The 14,875-nt window shown below is 41.6% G+C and carries 14 protein-coding genes and 1 other annotated feature; of the genes, 5 read left to right on the top strand and 9 right to left on the bottom strand.

Annotated elements, in window-relative coordinates; genetic code table 11:
- Positions 1 to 2: 2 nt before the first annotated feature.
- Entirely contained in the window at positions 3 to 1,235 is a 1,233-nt protein-coding gene (locus tag ABS301_RS01805) for an L-lactate MFS transporter (RefSeq protein WP_349670554.1), read from the bottom strand.
- A gap of 171 nt (positions 1,236 to 1,406) precedes the next feature.
- Here ABS301_RS01805 and ABS301_RS01800 point away from each other — a divergent pair, with 171 nt between their 5' ends.
- The gene (locus ABS301_RS01800; RefSeq protein WP_349670553.1) at positions 1,407 to 1,940 is read left to right on the top strand and encodes a PadR family transcriptional regulator; all 534 of its coding nucleotides are present in this window, start codon (positions 1,407 to 1,409) and stop codon (positions 1,938 to 1,940) included.
- 43 nt (positions 1,941 to 1,983) lie between these two features.
- Positions 1,984 to 2,221 (top strand) — a binding site (T-box leader).
- 55 nt (positions 2,222 to 2,276) lie between these two features.
- A complete protein-coding gene (locus ABS301_RS01795) occupies positions 2,277 to 3,494 on the top strand; it encodes an aminotransferase class I/II-fold pyridoxal phosphate-dependent enzyme (protein ID WP_349670552.1) in 1,218 nt (405 codons plus the stop codon).
- A gap of 45 nt (positions 3,495 to 3,539) precedes the next feature.
- On the opposite strand, the gene ABS301_RS01790 is transcribed toward ABS301_RS01795, so the two are convergent.
- From ABS301_RS01790 to ABS301_RS01755, 8 genes are all read right to left on the bottom strand, one after another.
- A complete protein-coding gene (locus ABS301_RS01790) occupies positions 3,540 to 4,511 on the bottom strand; it encodes a hypothetical protein (RefSeq protein WP_349670551.1) in 972 nt (323 codons plus the stop codon).
- An 11-nt stretch (positions 4,512 to 4,522) separates the two neighbouring features.
- Positions 4,523 to 6,106 (bottom strand): MBOAT family O-acyltransferase, encoded by a 1,584-nt coding sequence (locus ABS301_RS01785; protein WP_349670550.1) that lies wholly within the window; start codon positions 6,104 to 6,106, stop codon positions 4,523 to 4,525.
- 3 nt (positions 6,107 to 6,109) lie between these two features.
- The gene (locus tag ABS301_RS01780) at positions 6,110 to 6,337 is read right to left on the bottom strand and encodes an acyl carrier protein (RefSeq protein WP_349670549.1); all 228 of its coding nucleotides are present in this window, start codon (positions 6,335 to 6,337) and stop codon (positions 6,110 to 6,112) included.
- A 4-nt stretch (positions 6,338 to 6,341) separates the two neighbouring features.
- The gene (locus ABS301_RS01775; RefSeq protein WP_349670548.1) at positions 6,342 to 7,532 is read right to left on the bottom strand and encodes a diaminopimelate decarboxylase family protein; all 1,191 of its coding nucleotides are present in this window, start codon (positions 7,530 to 7,532) and stop codon (positions 6,342 to 6,344) included.
- Positions 7,529 to 9,037 carry an amino acid adenylation domain-containing protein gene (locus ABS301_RS01770; RefSeq protein ID WP_349670894.1) on the bottom strand — a complete coding sequence of 503 codons (1,509 nt, stop codon included), beginning with the start codon at positions 9,035 to 9,037 and terminating at the stop codon, positions 7,529 to 7,531. Before ABS301_RS01770 ends, ABS301_RS01775 begins: the two co-directional genes overlap by 4 nt.
- 11 nt (positions 9,038 to 9,048) lie before the next feature.
- Positions 9,049 to 10,368 (bottom strand): HAMP domain-containing sensor histidine kinase, encoded by a 1,320-nt coding sequence (locus ABS301_RS01765; RefSeq protein ID WP_349670547.1) that lies wholly within the window; start codon positions 10,366 to 10,368, stop codon positions 9,049 to 9,051.
- Positions 10,358 to 11,071, bottom strand: a complete 714-nt coding sequence (locus tag ABS301_RS01760) for a response regulator transcription factor (RefSeq protein ID WP_349670546.1) — start codon at positions 11,069 to 11,071, stop codon at positions 10,358 to 10,360. The genes ABS301_RS01765 and ABS301_RS01760 overlap by 11 nt, the downstream gene beginning before the upstream one ends.
- Positions 11,072 to 11,288: 217 nt before the next feature.
- The gene (locus tag ABS301_RS01755) at positions 11,289 to 12,044 is read right to left on the bottom strand and encodes an AIM24 family protein (protein ID WP_349670545.1); all 756 of its coding nucleotides are present in this window, start codon (positions 12,042 to 12,044) and stop codon (positions 11,289 to 11,291) included.
- A gap of 351 nt (positions 12,045 to 12,395) precedes the next feature.
- On the opposite strand from ABS301_RS01755, the gene ABS301_RS01750 reads away from it, so the two are divergent.
- The 3 genes from ABS301_RS01750 (at position 12,396) to ABS301_RS01740 (ending at position 14,855) form a co-directional block, all read left to right on the top strand.
- Positions 12,396 to 13,238, top strand: coding sequence for an MBL fold metallo-hydrolase (locus ABS301_RS01750; protein ID WP_349670544.1), 843 nt, complete (start codon positions 12,396 to 12,398; stop codon positions 13,236 to 13,238).
- A gap of 97 nt (positions 13,239 to 13,335) precedes the next feature.
- Entirely contained in the window at positions 13,336 to 13,905 is a 570-nt protein-coding gene (locus ABS301_RS01745) for an N-acetylmuramoyl-L-alanine amidase family protein (RefSeq protein ID WP_349667615.1), read from the top strand.
- Between the two features lie 203 nt (positions 13,906 to 14,108).
- On the top strand, positions 14,109 to 14,855 hold the full coding sequence (locus ABS301_RS01740; protein WP_349670543.1) for a MurR/RpiR family transcriptional regulator: 747 nt from the start codon (positions 14,109 to 14,111) through the stop codon (positions 14,853 to 14,855).
- Positions 14,856 to 14,875: the final 20 nt, after the last annotated feature.

Raw genomic sequence — 14,875 nt, 5'->3', positions numbered from 1 at the left:
ATTTATGCTGTTTTAGATTTATGAATGCTTCTATAGACGAATGTGAGTCCAAGTCCGACTAAAGAGATGACCATGGCTGTCAGGAATGCATTTTTATAGCTTCCGGTAGCAGCAAAGATCTTGTTTAAAATAATTGGTCCTACGGTACCAGCCAGAGCAAATCCGATAAACATGATTCCGTAATTGACACTGTTGTTTTTCGGTCCGAACTGATCCGCAGTAAAGCCTGGGAAAACACCCATGAAAGCACCGAAACAGATTCCAATGACAGAGATGGCAGTATAGAATAAAACCACATCGCCCTTGTCACAGAAATATAGCAGAATCAGACCGATGACAGACATTACACAGGCAAGTGCCAGGGTGTTAATCCGTCCGATTTTGTCGGAAATAGATCCGGCCAGGATTCTGCCAAGTACATTAAATAAGGCCAGGGTAGAAACGGCAGCGGTTGCTGAAACAACAGACATTCCCACGATGTTCTGAGCCAGAGGGGAAGCCATTGGAATAAACATCAGGGCAGCAAATGCACCGCAGGTAAGCAGTACAATCATGACGTAGAAAACCGGTGTTTGTAACATTTCTTTCCAGTTTTTATTCATGGCAGCCTGTTTGCCGGCAGAAGGAGGTGTATATCCTTCCGGAACGAAATCGGCGGGGCATTTTTCCATAAAGAAAGCGCCCAGACAGATAATCACTGTAAAAACAGCACCAATAATTTTAAATGCAGAAGTAACACCTGTTGTTGTTATAATCGTGGCAGCAATGGGTGGAATAATAACAGAACTGATTCCAAACGTTGCTGTGGTAAGTCCTCCTACAAGACCTCTCTTGTCCGGGAAGAACTTAATGGATGTACTGATGGTGGCACCATAAACCATACCAAGGCCTAAGCCCAGTAAGAGGCTGTAAGTTCCGATTAAAAAATTTACGCTGTTGGCATAACCGGACAGGAACATACCGCCGCCAAACATGATACCTCCGATTAAGACCGCTAATTTCGGGCCCAGAGTGTCGTTGATGGTACCTCCGGTAATCATGGTAATAGGACCTACTGCATTGGCAATTACGAATACAATGGATAAATCTCTGGCAGTCAGTTTCAACCCTGTGATCTGACTTAAATGCTCTGCCATTGGTACAGAAAGAACGCTCCATGCATATAAGGAACCGATGCATAGGTTAATGAGACAGCTGGCGATGAGAATCAACCATCTTTTCTTATTGTAGTTCATGCTACTCCTCCTAATTGTTATTATTATAACAATGTTTATATCATGATCAATGAAACATGTCAATATAAACATGTATATAATTCTAATATTTTATACAATACTGTTATATTGACATATTTTCCATATTTGCTATAGTTATAACAAGAAATTAAGAAAATCGGAGAAAATGAAATGAGAAGTTTGAAATATGCCATATTAGGGCTATTATGCCGCCACCCTATGACTGGTTATGAAATAGCAAAAGAATTTAATAATGAACTGGCAGAATTCTGGTATGCCAATCATAGCCAGATTTATCCGGAGCTGAAAAAGTTAAATGATGAGGGACTTGTCAGCTATGACATTGAAATAAGCGGAGAAATCCTGGAAGCGAAACGTTATACCATAACGGAAGATGGGTTTGAGGATTTTACAAAGTGGCTGAATAAGGATGAAAAGATGCAAAAGACTCCCAAAGATATATTTCGCCTCCGGATGTATTTTACAGGTAATATGAATGTGGAAACAAGAGTCCGTCTTTTGGAGAGTCAGCGAACCCAGCATGTGAAACGATTAAATACATTAAAAAAGAAAAATGAACCCTACACCGAAGTTCCGCCTCGTGAATCAGACAGGTTCGGAGATTTTCTTGTGCTTCAGGGTGCAATCATGCGGCAGGAGAATATTATAGCCTGGATTGATAAATGTATCAGTTATTGCAAATAGTATTGACAACTTAATTTTGTTGTGTTATTATTTCGGAAATAGTGAAAAGGCAATGAAGAGGAATAGTACGTATACGGAGAATTTCAGAGAGAAGGTGGTTGGTGTGAACCTTTATTGAAGTATATGGAAGCAGTCTCGGAGCTTTGAACCCAACGGGAAGATTCCCTAGTAGGCTTCAACGGAATTCCCACGTTACAGGGACGCGGTATGTCAGTACCGTATAGAGTGCAGAGGATTCTCTGAATTTAGGTGGTAACACGGATTGTATATTCGCCCTAAGCGTATGAACGCTTGGGGCCTTTTTTTATGCAAAAATCAGGAAAGAGGGAAATTATTATGAGAAAATTTGAAAAATCAAAAAAACTGGATTATGTGTGTTACGACATCAGGGGACCGGTTATGGACGAAGCAAACCGAATGATCGCCCAGGGAGTCGAGATTTTAAAGCTGAATATTGGTAATCCTGCTCCGTTTGGTTTTCGGGCACCAGAAGAGCTTCTGATGAAAATGAACAGTAATCTGGTCCATACAGAGGGCTACTCCGATTCAAGGGGGTTACTGTCTGCCAGAGAAGCAATTGTAAAATATTGCCGGAAAAAAGGAATCGCGGAAGTGGGAACAGATGATGTTTATACAGGAAATGGAGTCAGTGAATTAATTACTCTGTCCATGCAGGGCCTTCTGGACTCTGGTGATGAAATCCTGGTACCTTCACCGGATTACCCGCTGTGGACCGCATCCGTAACGCTGGCAGGAGGTACTGCAGTACATTACATCTGCGATGAAGCCTCAGACTGGTATCCGGATATCAATGATATTAAAAGCAAGATCACAGAACGCACAAAGGGAATCGTTGTGATTAATCCTAATAATCCCACAGGAACCCTTTATTCCAAAGAACTGCTGGAAGAAATCGTTAAGCTCTGCCGGGAGAATGGTCTCATAATTTTCGCTGATGAGATCTATGACAGACTGGTTCTTGACGGCCTTGTTCATACCTCCATTGCTTCTCTTGCTCCGGATCTCCTTACGATTACATTTAACGGTCTGTCCAAGTCCCATTTAATTGCAGGATACCGCTGCGGCTGGATGAGTCTTTGCGGCGACAAATCCTCGGCAAGGGGATATGTGGAAGGAATCAATTTACTGTCTTCCATGAGACTGTGTTCCAATGTTCCCGCCCAGTCCGTCATAGAGACAGCTCTTGAGATGGAAGAGGAGACAAAGAAACTTCTGGTGCCTGGCGGCCGTATTTATGAGCAGAGAGAATACATATATGAGGCTTTGAATCAGATTCCGGGAATTTCAGCAACGAAACCGAAAGCGGCTTTTTATGTATTTCCTAAGATTGATATAAAACGGTTTGGAATTTATGATGATGAAAAGTTTGTTCTGGATTTCTTAAGAGATAAAAAAATTCTTCTTACCCACGGGGGCGGCTTCCACTGGGAGAAGCCAGATCATTTCAGAGTGGTTTATTTACCGGAGATGGAACAGTTAAAATCCGCATGCAGCAGACTAAAGGATTTTCTTACTTACTACAGACAGGATTAGGAATAGCAAAAGGTCCTGCAGCATTTTTGCCTGCAGGACCAGTTTTTACTTAGAACTTCTCATGGTCTGTGTCTCATAGGTTTTAAACTCATTATCCCAGGACACAAACCGGGGATCCTGACGGTGATCGGTCAGAAGGTTTAAACCGGATAAGTAACTGCCCATATAGGCTGAAACTTTTTTAGCTCCGTAATAGTTGATATGATCTCCGCCGTCTCTGGTATCCGTGTTCCAGTCAATGGATAACTGGTCTGAAGACAGGTTAAGATCGATGTAATCAAGGTCATTTTTATCAGCAAACTGTTTTACTGCATTATGTTTAGCATAAGTCCAGCATTTTGGAGAAGGAGAGCTGTATAAGACCAGCCGGATTCCTTTTTCCTTACATAACTCGCTGATTTTTGTCAGATACAGATAGGGTTGATCCTGCATTTCCTCAACCTCATCCGTCTCTTCTGTGTAAGGACCTCCCATATAAGGTTTGCTGTTGCTATTATATTGATAGCCCTTATATACAGGAGATGGTTTTTCTGCCACATCAGCGCTTAAATTTTTCAACATATAGAAATGGAAATATCTCCAGTTATTATGATACTGGTAAATAGGAAATATCTTTTTTGTTTTATCATCAATCATTGTTTCCAGTGCATTGATGTATTTAAAATCCCGAAAACAGGCATTGGTCTCCAACAGCACAACCTTTGGAGACTGTTTATTTAACACTTTTTCCAGAAGATAATAGGTATCCTGAAGTCTTTGTGCGGGGACACCGCAGTTAAAGCCAGTATATCCGTAGGTATTCCAGATCTCCATGGGAGAGATGCTGGTGGTACTTTCACTGTCTCCGATGGATAGATATCCGATGGTATTTTTCGGCTCTTTATAGATTCCTCCGGCTTTTTTGTAAAGTCCTTCTGCTCCCGTATTTGCTGGCAGGAACAAAAAGGACATGATATATAAAAGAAGCGTAAGCCCGGTAATAAAGGTTAATGTTCTGATTTTGTTTCCTGCATGCATTCCGTCACCTCTTAAAATCCGGCATAGATCAGTTTTGCCGGTAAATATCCGTCACCGTATGCACCGAGGACGATTACAAGTAGAATCGCACCATAATACAGAGTCCATCGTACCGGAATCTTATATCCGGATATTTTATCTCTTATGGAAATTCCACGTTCGTGAATGATACCAACTGTCAGTACTGCCAGAAAGCCTAAAAATACGGCTGTATAATCAGCGATAGAAAGCCCAAGCTGCAACAGAGAGCCGTCCGTCAGTACCTTTGTGTCAAAGCCTGTAAAGATAGACTGGAACATGGATAAACCGGCTGTCATGGTTTCCGCCCGGAAAAACAATTCCCCAATGAAGACGATGATTAAAAGCTTCACAGACTGGAAGATGCGGTAAAACACATTGTTTCGGTTGATCTTTAAGCGTTCAGCAGCTTTTATCACATAAGGTTCCGTTAAGTTCTCCAGTAAAATCAGGACAAAGTAATAGATACCGAAAAACAGATAATGCCAGCCTGTGCCATGCCAGAAACCATTGCAGATCCATACACCAAAAAGTGCCGGAGCGGAAGCAATTACCTGCCCTAAATGCTTTCCTAATTTTGCTCTGGATTTTTTTCCGAATTTCTTTACCGGAGCGGTTAAGGATATGGGATAAAAGACATAGTCTTTCAGCCAGGTACCAAGTGTAATATGCCAGCGCCTCCAGAATTCGGAAGGGCTTTTGGAAAAAAATGGCTGCCTGAAGTTCTCCGGAATTGTAATTCCAAAGATTTCCCCGGTTCCGATGGTCATGTCAATGCAGCCGGAAAAATCTGCGTAAAGCTGAAATGTATAAAGGATGGCACCGAGTATTACCACAATGCCCCCGTATTGTTTATAAGATCCAAAGACTGTCTCCACAAGCAGATTCAACCGGTCTGCAATGATCAGTTTTTTAAACAGTCCCCATAGAATTCTCTGAAAGCCGTAGGTCACATTTTTGTATTCCAGAGGTTTACCCTCAGTCAGCGCATTGGCTGTCTGGGAATAGCGGCATACGGGACCTTCCATTAATATGGGAAAGAAGGTCAGATAAAGAGCCAGTCTGCCCAGATGGTCATCAGCCGGAATCTTCTCATAATATACGTCTGCCAGATAAGAAACAGCCTGTAAGGTATAGAAGGATATTCCTATGGGAAGAGCAAATTTCATGGCAGGCAGCAGGTTAGGATAAGAGACTGCTTTTAACAGGTGATTGATATTATCGCTGAAAAATCCGGAATATTTCAGGACAACCAGCATGCCCAGCTGAATTCCCAAACCCAGCCACAAGATTCTCCGCCGTTTGACGGCACAGGCTGCTTTCAGAGATTTTTTCTCTTCCGCAGATACTCCTGTTAAATCCAGATCCTTTTTACAGGAGGAAAGCCACAGACCGATATGATGAATGGAAACAGTGGAGATCAGGAGGTAAATAATTAATTTTCCGCTGAGGGAAAGAAAAAACAGCCAGCTGGCCGCCAGTAGAACTTTATACCGGTGGCGTTCCGGTGCCAGCTGGTAAAGCAGCATGACACCGGGAAGAAAGAGGAACAGGTAAAGGATAGAAGTATAGGTCATAGATTAATCCTCTTTCAGCCGGTTAATCATGCTCCAAATTGCATTTGCTGAATTAAAATTAACAGGTATCATGTCAGCCGGAGTAATGGAAATGTCAAATGCATCCTCAAGCTCAGGAATCAGTGAAAGAATGGAAAAGGAATCCAAAAGAGCGTCGTCGATCATTCTTGTCTCTGTCTCATAATCAATCCCCGGGTTAATCTCGTTTAAAATCTCTAATAATTTGTTCATATGTTTATCCCCTTTCTGAATGAAAAAAATTAAACTGTTCGGTTGCAAGAGAAGCTCTTGCAATCCGGTACTGCTCATGTTCTGAATAAAGAAGTACCAAAGGAAGATCCCGGCTTAAGAACATGGACATTCCTTCTGTAGCGGAGTAAGCACCTGTTTTTTCAAAAACAAGTTGGTCACCCTGTTTTAAGTCTTTAAACGGGTACTGCCTTACCAGCACATCACTGGAAGTGCAGAGAGAACCACAGACGGTCCATTCCCTGACTTCGCCATCCTGGCTGCCGTAATGAGTGATAAAAGGTTTTTTCATAGCCAGCATCTGTCCATAATAGTTCAGTTGATGAATGCCTCCGTCAACGATGCAGTAAGACTGGTCATTGTTGGTTTTTAAGTCGACAACGCTGGTTGCATAAACTCCGCAGGATGCGGCGATGAAACGCCCCATTTCCAGTGTAACCTGACCTTGAAAGGACAGACGCTCAATGGCGTTTGATAATGCAAGAAACATGGCTTCTTCCTCATCTTTTTCCCCTTCAAAATAGCACACCGGAAGGCCGGGGCCGTATTCCAGTTTTTGTACCGTAAACTGATACTGATTCTGTATATCTGCGCAAAGCTGGTCCAGCATCATTAATTCACTTTCAAGCTTTGCACCTGATTTTTTCTGGGTCCCTGAAAAATACTGGAGACCTAAAATCTCCACGTACTCACAGGGATTTTCCATGATAATCCGGCGGATGGATAATTCATCCATTCCAAACTGATTTCCGCTGGTGAGGCGTAACAGTACCTGGATGTTCCGTTTCTCTTTCAGAGCACAGGAGGTGAGAATCTTCCAGTGTTCCATGGACTCCACAGTAAAGATAATATCTTTATATCTGGATACAGCATACTCCATATCCTCCTGTTTCTTATATACGCCTGACATCACAATCCGTTTTTCATCAATCCCGGCCCGTTCACAGATATGAAATTCACCGGGAGAGCAGACTTCAAAATAATCCACATGCATCTCCATGTCCTTTACTAAAAACGGATTTGCCTTCATGGCAAAGCAAATCTGGGTTTTCGGCGGGAGTGCTGATCGTATATCAGCTATTCTGTCAGCAAGAATGTCTGTGTCAAATAGATAAAATGGCGTTTTATAAGTTTCAAGTGCAGTCTTGAGTTTTGATTCGTTTCCTTCTGATTTCATAAACACATCTCCAATAATTTTTTTCTGTCCATCTTACCGTTTGCAGTAACGGGGATGTGAAGTACGGGAATGCACAGGCTGGGAATCATATAGGAAGGGAGTGTTTCCCGCATGCGTTTTTGCAAATCCTTTTTATCTAAATCCCCGCAGTAAAATGCAGCAAGGCGGTTTTTTTCACTGTCAAATGCACAGCAGGCGCGGCTGATTTCCGGATAGCTGTTCAAAATCAGTTCAATCTCCTCCAGTTCAATCCGGTGTCCCATGTGCTTAATCTGAAAATCCTTACGTCCGGAGAAACAAAGTTCGCCGTGACTATTATAAAAAGCAAGATCTCCAGTCCGGTAAATGGTCTCAGGATAGAATTCATTTAAAGGATTCTGAACGAATGCTTTTTTTGTCTGCTCGGGATTGTTATAATAACCCAGGGCAAGAGCGGTTCCTGCCACGCAGATTTCTCCAATTTGCCCTTCGGATGAAATAAGTTTGTCATCCGATCCCAGGAGGAATACATGTTCATTGGGAAATGATGTTCCAATGGGTATTTTTTCTTCCGGTTCAAATACTCTTAAAACAGGATAATACGTGCAGTTGCAGGTGATTTCAGTAGGTCCGTAAAGATTTACGAATCTGGCATTTGGAAGGTTCTTTTGCCAGATAGCCAGGTGGCTTGCCGGCATGGCTTCACCGCTGAATAAAACCTTATTTACATGTTCTGGCACTTTATAAGTGAAGCCTTTTAACTGAGTCACCATACACAGAGCTGAGACAGCCCAGATCAGTGTTGTAATCTGATACTCACACAGGCAATCCAAAAGCATGGTGGGAATAGAAAAATATTTTTTGGGTATCAGAACAATGGCAGCACCGGTTTTAAAGGCAGAATAGAGGTCTTTTACCGATACATCAAAGTCCAGCGGCGCCTGATTGCCAAGTATATCATCGGTTGTAATCTCAAACAGATCAGGGAAATAATCCATAAAGTCAATGACGGACCGGTGGCTTACTAAAACTCCCTTTGGAACTCCGGTAGATCCGGAAGTAAAATTACAATACAATGGCTGAGTATCCAGTGATTTCTCCCTGACAGCTTTTAAGCGTTCCGGATCGGCAGGGGCAGAAATGAGTTTGTGATATTCTAAAATGGTGCCTTTAAATGAAAGCTGTTTCAGTTTTTCGTCTGTCGATGAAAGAGAAATAATGCAATCTGTTTTTAGTACATCAAGAATCTGACTGATCCGTGCAGCTGGCTGGTCAGGACTTATGAAGGTATAAAAACAGCCGGCATAGACGATCCCCATAAATGAAGTCACCGCTTCCACACACTTATCCATAAAGACCACAACAGGTTTTCCTGTTTTAGTATGCTGGGATAAAAAACTTCCGATTCGTTTTGCCCGGTCATAGAGCTCTTCGTAGGTACAGCTGGTTTCCGGATCAATAACTGCCTTTTTTTGAGGAAATTCTTTTGCAGAATGTTCCAGATATTCTAAAATATTATTCATGATTGTGTTTCCTTTCATGCCGGTTTTATGGGAAATGTGGCGCAGGCTGTAAAACGTGATTCCGTAGTCAGGATTTCAAAACTCCCGTCCATCTGCTCGGCAATTTTTCCGCATGTCTTTAATCCGATATTAGTGCTTTCCTGAAAAACCAGGTCAGTGCGGATTTCATTGGTAATGCTGATCATTAAGTTATCACCGTCCCTGGCGCCTTTTACTACAACAGGAGTGCCGTGACCAGCGTATTTTCTCACATTGGAAAACAGGTTATCAAAGAGACGTTTTAGATACTGAATATCAATGAAAATGCTGCAGGGTTCATTCATAAATTCAGTCTGTACTTCAAAACCCAGGCTGTTTAAGTTAAATACATGTTCGCTTAACAGCTGTTGAAGCAGAATTCTTGCATCAAAGGTTTCCATATTCGTAGGAATAGTATCCTTACCAAATACGAGGAAGTACTGAAACAGTTTATCAGATAAATCTTTCAGCTGTATTGACTTTTCCTTACAGTTTTTAATGTATTTCTCCAGCTGCTCTTCAGAATGGTAGTCTTTGGAATCTAAAATCTCAAGATACCCGATTAAAGAGGTTAAGGGTGTGCGGATATCGTGGGACATGGAGGTAATCAGCTCGCTGTTTGCTTCCCAGGCATCTTTTTCACTTTTGTATCTTGTGATTATGGAATGACGCATATTATCTGCGTTTCTAGCCAAAAGTGAAATTTCATCATTTCCTTTATGAAATATCGGCTGTTCCAAATTACCCTGTTCAATTAAAGAGACTTCTTTTGACAGAAGAACAATCCGGTCAATGATCCGTCGGTTATATAGAATGATAATAATAAAAAATACGATAAAGAACATAATCCAGGAACAGTAAAGCACTACATCCAGCCATTTAATCTGGGAAGAATCGATGATAGAAACGGAGTAGGTACCGTCTGTAAAGGCAATATCACGTTCCTGCTGATTGCAGCTTTCCACAATGGTGGTTGCAGTTTCATAGGAAGAATAGGAATCATTCCAGAAACCGGATTCGTAAAGTATTTCATCCCCGTTATATATGGTTAAATAAACATATTTATGATTCTTGACCCATCTGGAGATGGCTCTTACATCTTTTACTGATATTTTATTTTTTCTTACGTAATTTTCAAAGGAATTCTGATAGGTGTTTAACCGATTCTGTACTGAGTCTTCATCCATGTGTTTCTTTGAAACCATGTAATCACCCAGGGTTCCCACAATCAGATACACGGCGAAACTTAAGAATGCCCCAAACAGGAGTACAAGTATCTGCTTATAACGCAGTGAGGAAAATGTTTTACCCTTCATCAATCTGATATCCCTTTCCCCAGACGGTGCGGATAATTAACGGATTATTAAAATCCAGTTCCAGTTTCTTTCTCAGCTTTAAAATATGAACCATAATGGTATTGGTGGAGGAAGGGAGAAACTTTTCATTCCATACCCCCTCATAGATGGCCTGAGCATCTTTTGCAGTTCCTTTGTTTTTGACCAGATACATTAAAACCAGATATTCCGTATCAGTCAGCTCTATTTTCTGATTTTCCCGGTATACCCAGTGGTTTACCGTATCAATCACGATATCCTGAACATGGACCTCCGAAAGATTTACTGCAGACTCCGATTTCCCTTTGTAGACAACGTATCTTCTTAAAAGAGAATGGATTTTCATAAAAAGTTCTGCCTGGGAAAATGGTTTCACCAGATAATCATCGCCGCCGTTTTCGTATGCATCGTTTTTATCTGTTTCTTTTGATTTTGCAGTTAAAAATAATACCGGAGCGGAATGAAAGGTTCGGATTTGTGCACATGCCTCAATCCCGGACATACCTGGCATCATGATATCCAGTATAATCAGATCGATATCAGGATTTTCTCTAACTGTATTTACCGCGTCGTTACCGTTAGCGGCTTCTAAAACGAGATAGCCTTTGTTCTCCAGCTGTATACGGATCACTTCCCGGATATCTGCGTCGTCATCTACCACCAATATCTGCTGTATGGAACTCATGGACAGATGCCTCCTTGATTGATTTAATCAAGTGAATTATAGCACTTATAGATGCAATAACAAGGCGATATAGCCTGATTTAAGAATTATTAAGAAATAGTGAGACATTATTTCCGTAATTGCTTTAAAATTTATTTCGATATTTATAATCAAAAAAACCGGATATGTCATTGGTTATGTGACATATCCGGTTTGGGGTTAATGAATAACAGAGTGGTTAACCCACTGGCGCCATGAGAATCTTGCCGGTTCCCCGGTAAACATTGACAAGGCCCTCCCCCGATACTGCGGAGCCAAGCAGGGATTTGGAGGAACGTTCTACCGTGAATTTTAAGGAATTAGACCAGGCAATTGCCATGTTTCCGTCAATTTTAATTTCATCGTCTTTTAATTCAAATTCAATCAGCTCTTCTCTGGGCACCGGGCTTTCTAAAACTGCGATTCCCTGACCGGTCAGACAGAGATTAAAGAAACCTTCCTTACCGGCAACTGCTGAGGTCAGTGTGGTTCTTGCAACTACATTCTGCTTGATGTCGGAATCACAGGCCAGGAATAATCCGTCTTCCAGCACCATACTTCCCCATTCAGAAACCTCCTCCAGAAGAATGTGCCTGTAAGTGGGCTCCAGCATCAAAAGACCGCTGCCTTTAAATTCCGGCTTTGCAGAAGATTCTTTTGTCACCTTGGAAGCCAGTGCCTTACCCAGAAAATCGCCTACGCCCTTTATTCCGGAAGTCATGGCAACGGAGCCGGAAGTCCACTGCATAGCACCAGCCTGAACGGTGAAGGAATTGCCATTAAGTTCAATTAAAACCTGTCTTTTTCGGATATTCATCTTGGAAGCATAATAGGAAGCGATGGCAGAGCCGGATTCAACACTTAAGTCTTTCTGATGCTCAAATACCTTAACACAGCCACGTTCATTAATCTTAAGCATGTTTCCATTGTCATAAAGATTTTTGTAGGTTATCATATGTTTTCTCCTTTATTATTTCTCCTTAGAATGTCGTCAGTATTGCCTTATGTAATAAGAAAAAACAGGAAAAGATTAGGAAAAAACATTATTTTTCATCACGGGGAAAAGCTATGATACATAGGATAAAATATGAGAAGAAGTATTTCAGAACAATTAATATAGCAAAGTTATAAATATGCTGACTGAGGCTTTTGCAATATAGCCGGAATCTATCTTAAGCATGCACATAGTATTGCCGGGCTGTTTGATGCAGCCCGGCATTTTCTGGTATGGGCAGGTTGCATCTGGAAGAATCTGTGGTATGATAAATTATGAAAGTAAAAACATGGAACCGGAGGCGGATTTAAAATGAAACAGCAGTACATGGAAACCGCGAAAAGCGGGAAAGACTTAATTGCAGAAATAAATGAGACAATACCAGGGGAAGGACAAGCAGCGTTCTGGTGGCTTGGGCAGCTGGGGTATGCAGTAAAGCTGGGCGCGGTCACAATCTATATTGATGCATTTCTCTCGGAACGTCCTGACAGAAGAATTGCACCGCTCTTTGATCCCAGTGAGATAACCAATGCAGATTACATAATCGGAACTCATGATCATTTGGATCACATTGACCGGAATGTCTGGCATCAGCTCTCCGTCAGCTCGCCAAATGCCTTGTTTCTTGTGCCGGATAAGCTGATCCCTGTACTCAGTGAGGATCTTATGATTGATAAAAGCCGCTTTCTGGGGCTGGATGATGGAAAAATCCAGATATTAAAAGGTGGTATTAAAATAACAGGGATTGCATCTGCTCACGAGTTTCTGGATCAGGATCCGGTTACCGGTCAATATCCTTACTCAGGAGTTGTGCTGGAAGGAATGGGCGTTAAGCTGTATCATTCAGGCGATACCTGCATTTATGAAGGACTGTACAGCAAATTAAGAAGTTTTGGAGATATAGATGTGATGTTTCTTCCCATTAACGGAAGGGATGGAGTACGCTACCGCTCCAATATAATAGGAAACATGACGTATCAGGAAGCAGTGGATCTGGCAGGAGCAATGAAACCAGGGCTTACGGTTCCCGGCCATTATGAGATGTTTTCCAGTAACCAGGAAGACCCCGACCGTTTTGAAGATTATATAACCATTAAATATCCCGGTTTGCCATACTGGCTTGGAAGGCATGGGGAAAAGGTTCTCTATTCATAAAGTACATTCAAAAATATACAAAAAAGTCCAAAATATGTAGCATTTACCATTTTCCGTGAATATATTTATTATAGTGAAGCAGGAAAGGAAATGCGAGATGGCAATTAAAATATTTATTGATCAGGGGCATAATCCCAGCGGATATTTTAACAGCGGTGCAGAGGCCAATGGATTACAGGAATCAGAAGTTAATTACCAGGTGGGAATTTACCTTCAAAACCTCTTAAACAGTGATCCCCGGTTTGAGGCGAGAGTCTCAAGGCCACAGCCGGATACCGTTCTGGGTACCAACAATACGACTAGCCTGGCTGCCAGGGTTGCCATGGCAAACCAGTGGCCGGCAGATTATTTTATCAGTATCCACTGCAATTTAAATCCTAATCCCGAAATTAACGGAACGGAAGTATACATCTATCAGTATTTTACTCAGGGGCAGTGGCTGGCGGAACAGATTATGGGCGGGATTAACGATATGGTCGGAACCAAAAACAACGGAATCCGGGAAAATCCCTCTTTGTATGTACTTAGGAATGCAGATATGCCCGCTAATTTAGTAGAACTTGGATATTTAAGCAATCCATCGGATGCAGAAAAGCTTCGTAATGACCAGTATGGATTTGCTTACGGAATCTATCTGGGGCTTTTACGGTATTTTGGATTTGCATAGGTCAGATAAGCTTTTGAGTGATGCTTTCTTTGAGGTAAACGCTTCGAAGAAAGCATTTTTAATGGAGTTGTTGAGAAAATACAAAACAGGTTGCTGAACCTGGGACTTGTGACTTATAATACTGATATTAGCTGCATATTCATGAAATATTTACATGGTATCAGAAAAACAGATGAAGCAGGATTAATAAGAGGTGACAGGCTATGACATTGTTTTCCCGTCAGGTGATGGAACAATTTGGGGAACTGGACTACGAGGTTTACAATTATATATTAAAAAACAGTGACAAGATACCGTATATGACAATCCGTGAGGTGGCGAAGGAAGCGCATGTGTCTACTACCACCATCACCCGGTTTTGCAGGAAAACCATGTGCAGCGGTTTTTCGGAATTTAAGGTGCGGTTTAAGCTGGAAAAGGAAAAGAAAGGGTCTGTAAAAAAACGGTTTGATCTATCCTCCATCACAGATTTTTTTGAACGGGTCAACTCAGATGGGTTTCAAAAACAGCTGGATACAATTGCCGGAGTGATTGCAGGCAAACGACAGATTATTTTTATTGGAACCGGTAATTCAGGAATCATGGCGGAATATGCAAGCCGGTATTTCTGCAATATCGGAATATTTTCAACCGGGATTAACGGTCCCATGTTTCCCATTAATCTGGAGTTTCCGGAGGAAAGTATCATTATTGTTTTATCTGTGGAAGGGGAGACCAATATTATTATAGAGAATTCTTCTATATTAAAAGAGAGCAGCAGTACTCTGGTATCCATTACAAACAGCAGGAACAGTACGCTGGCAAGAATCTCAGATTACAACATTTCCTATTATATTCAAAAAGAGAGAAAAGAGATGGAAGACATGAAGGTGGATATCACTTCTCAGATTCCGGCAGTTTATATTGTAGAAGCCTTAGCAAGGCTGACTATGGAAAAGAAACAGGGATAAAACACCCTGTTTTTTTTGTG

This window comes from Lacrimispora sp., from assembly GCF_031982545.1.
Classification (GTDB): domain Bacteria; phylum Bacillota; class Clostridia; order Lachnospirales; family Lachnospiraceae; genus Lacrimispora.
The sequence above is the reverse complement of the archived record's forward strand: the minus strand, read 5'-3'. Positions and strand labels throughout refer to the sequence as shown.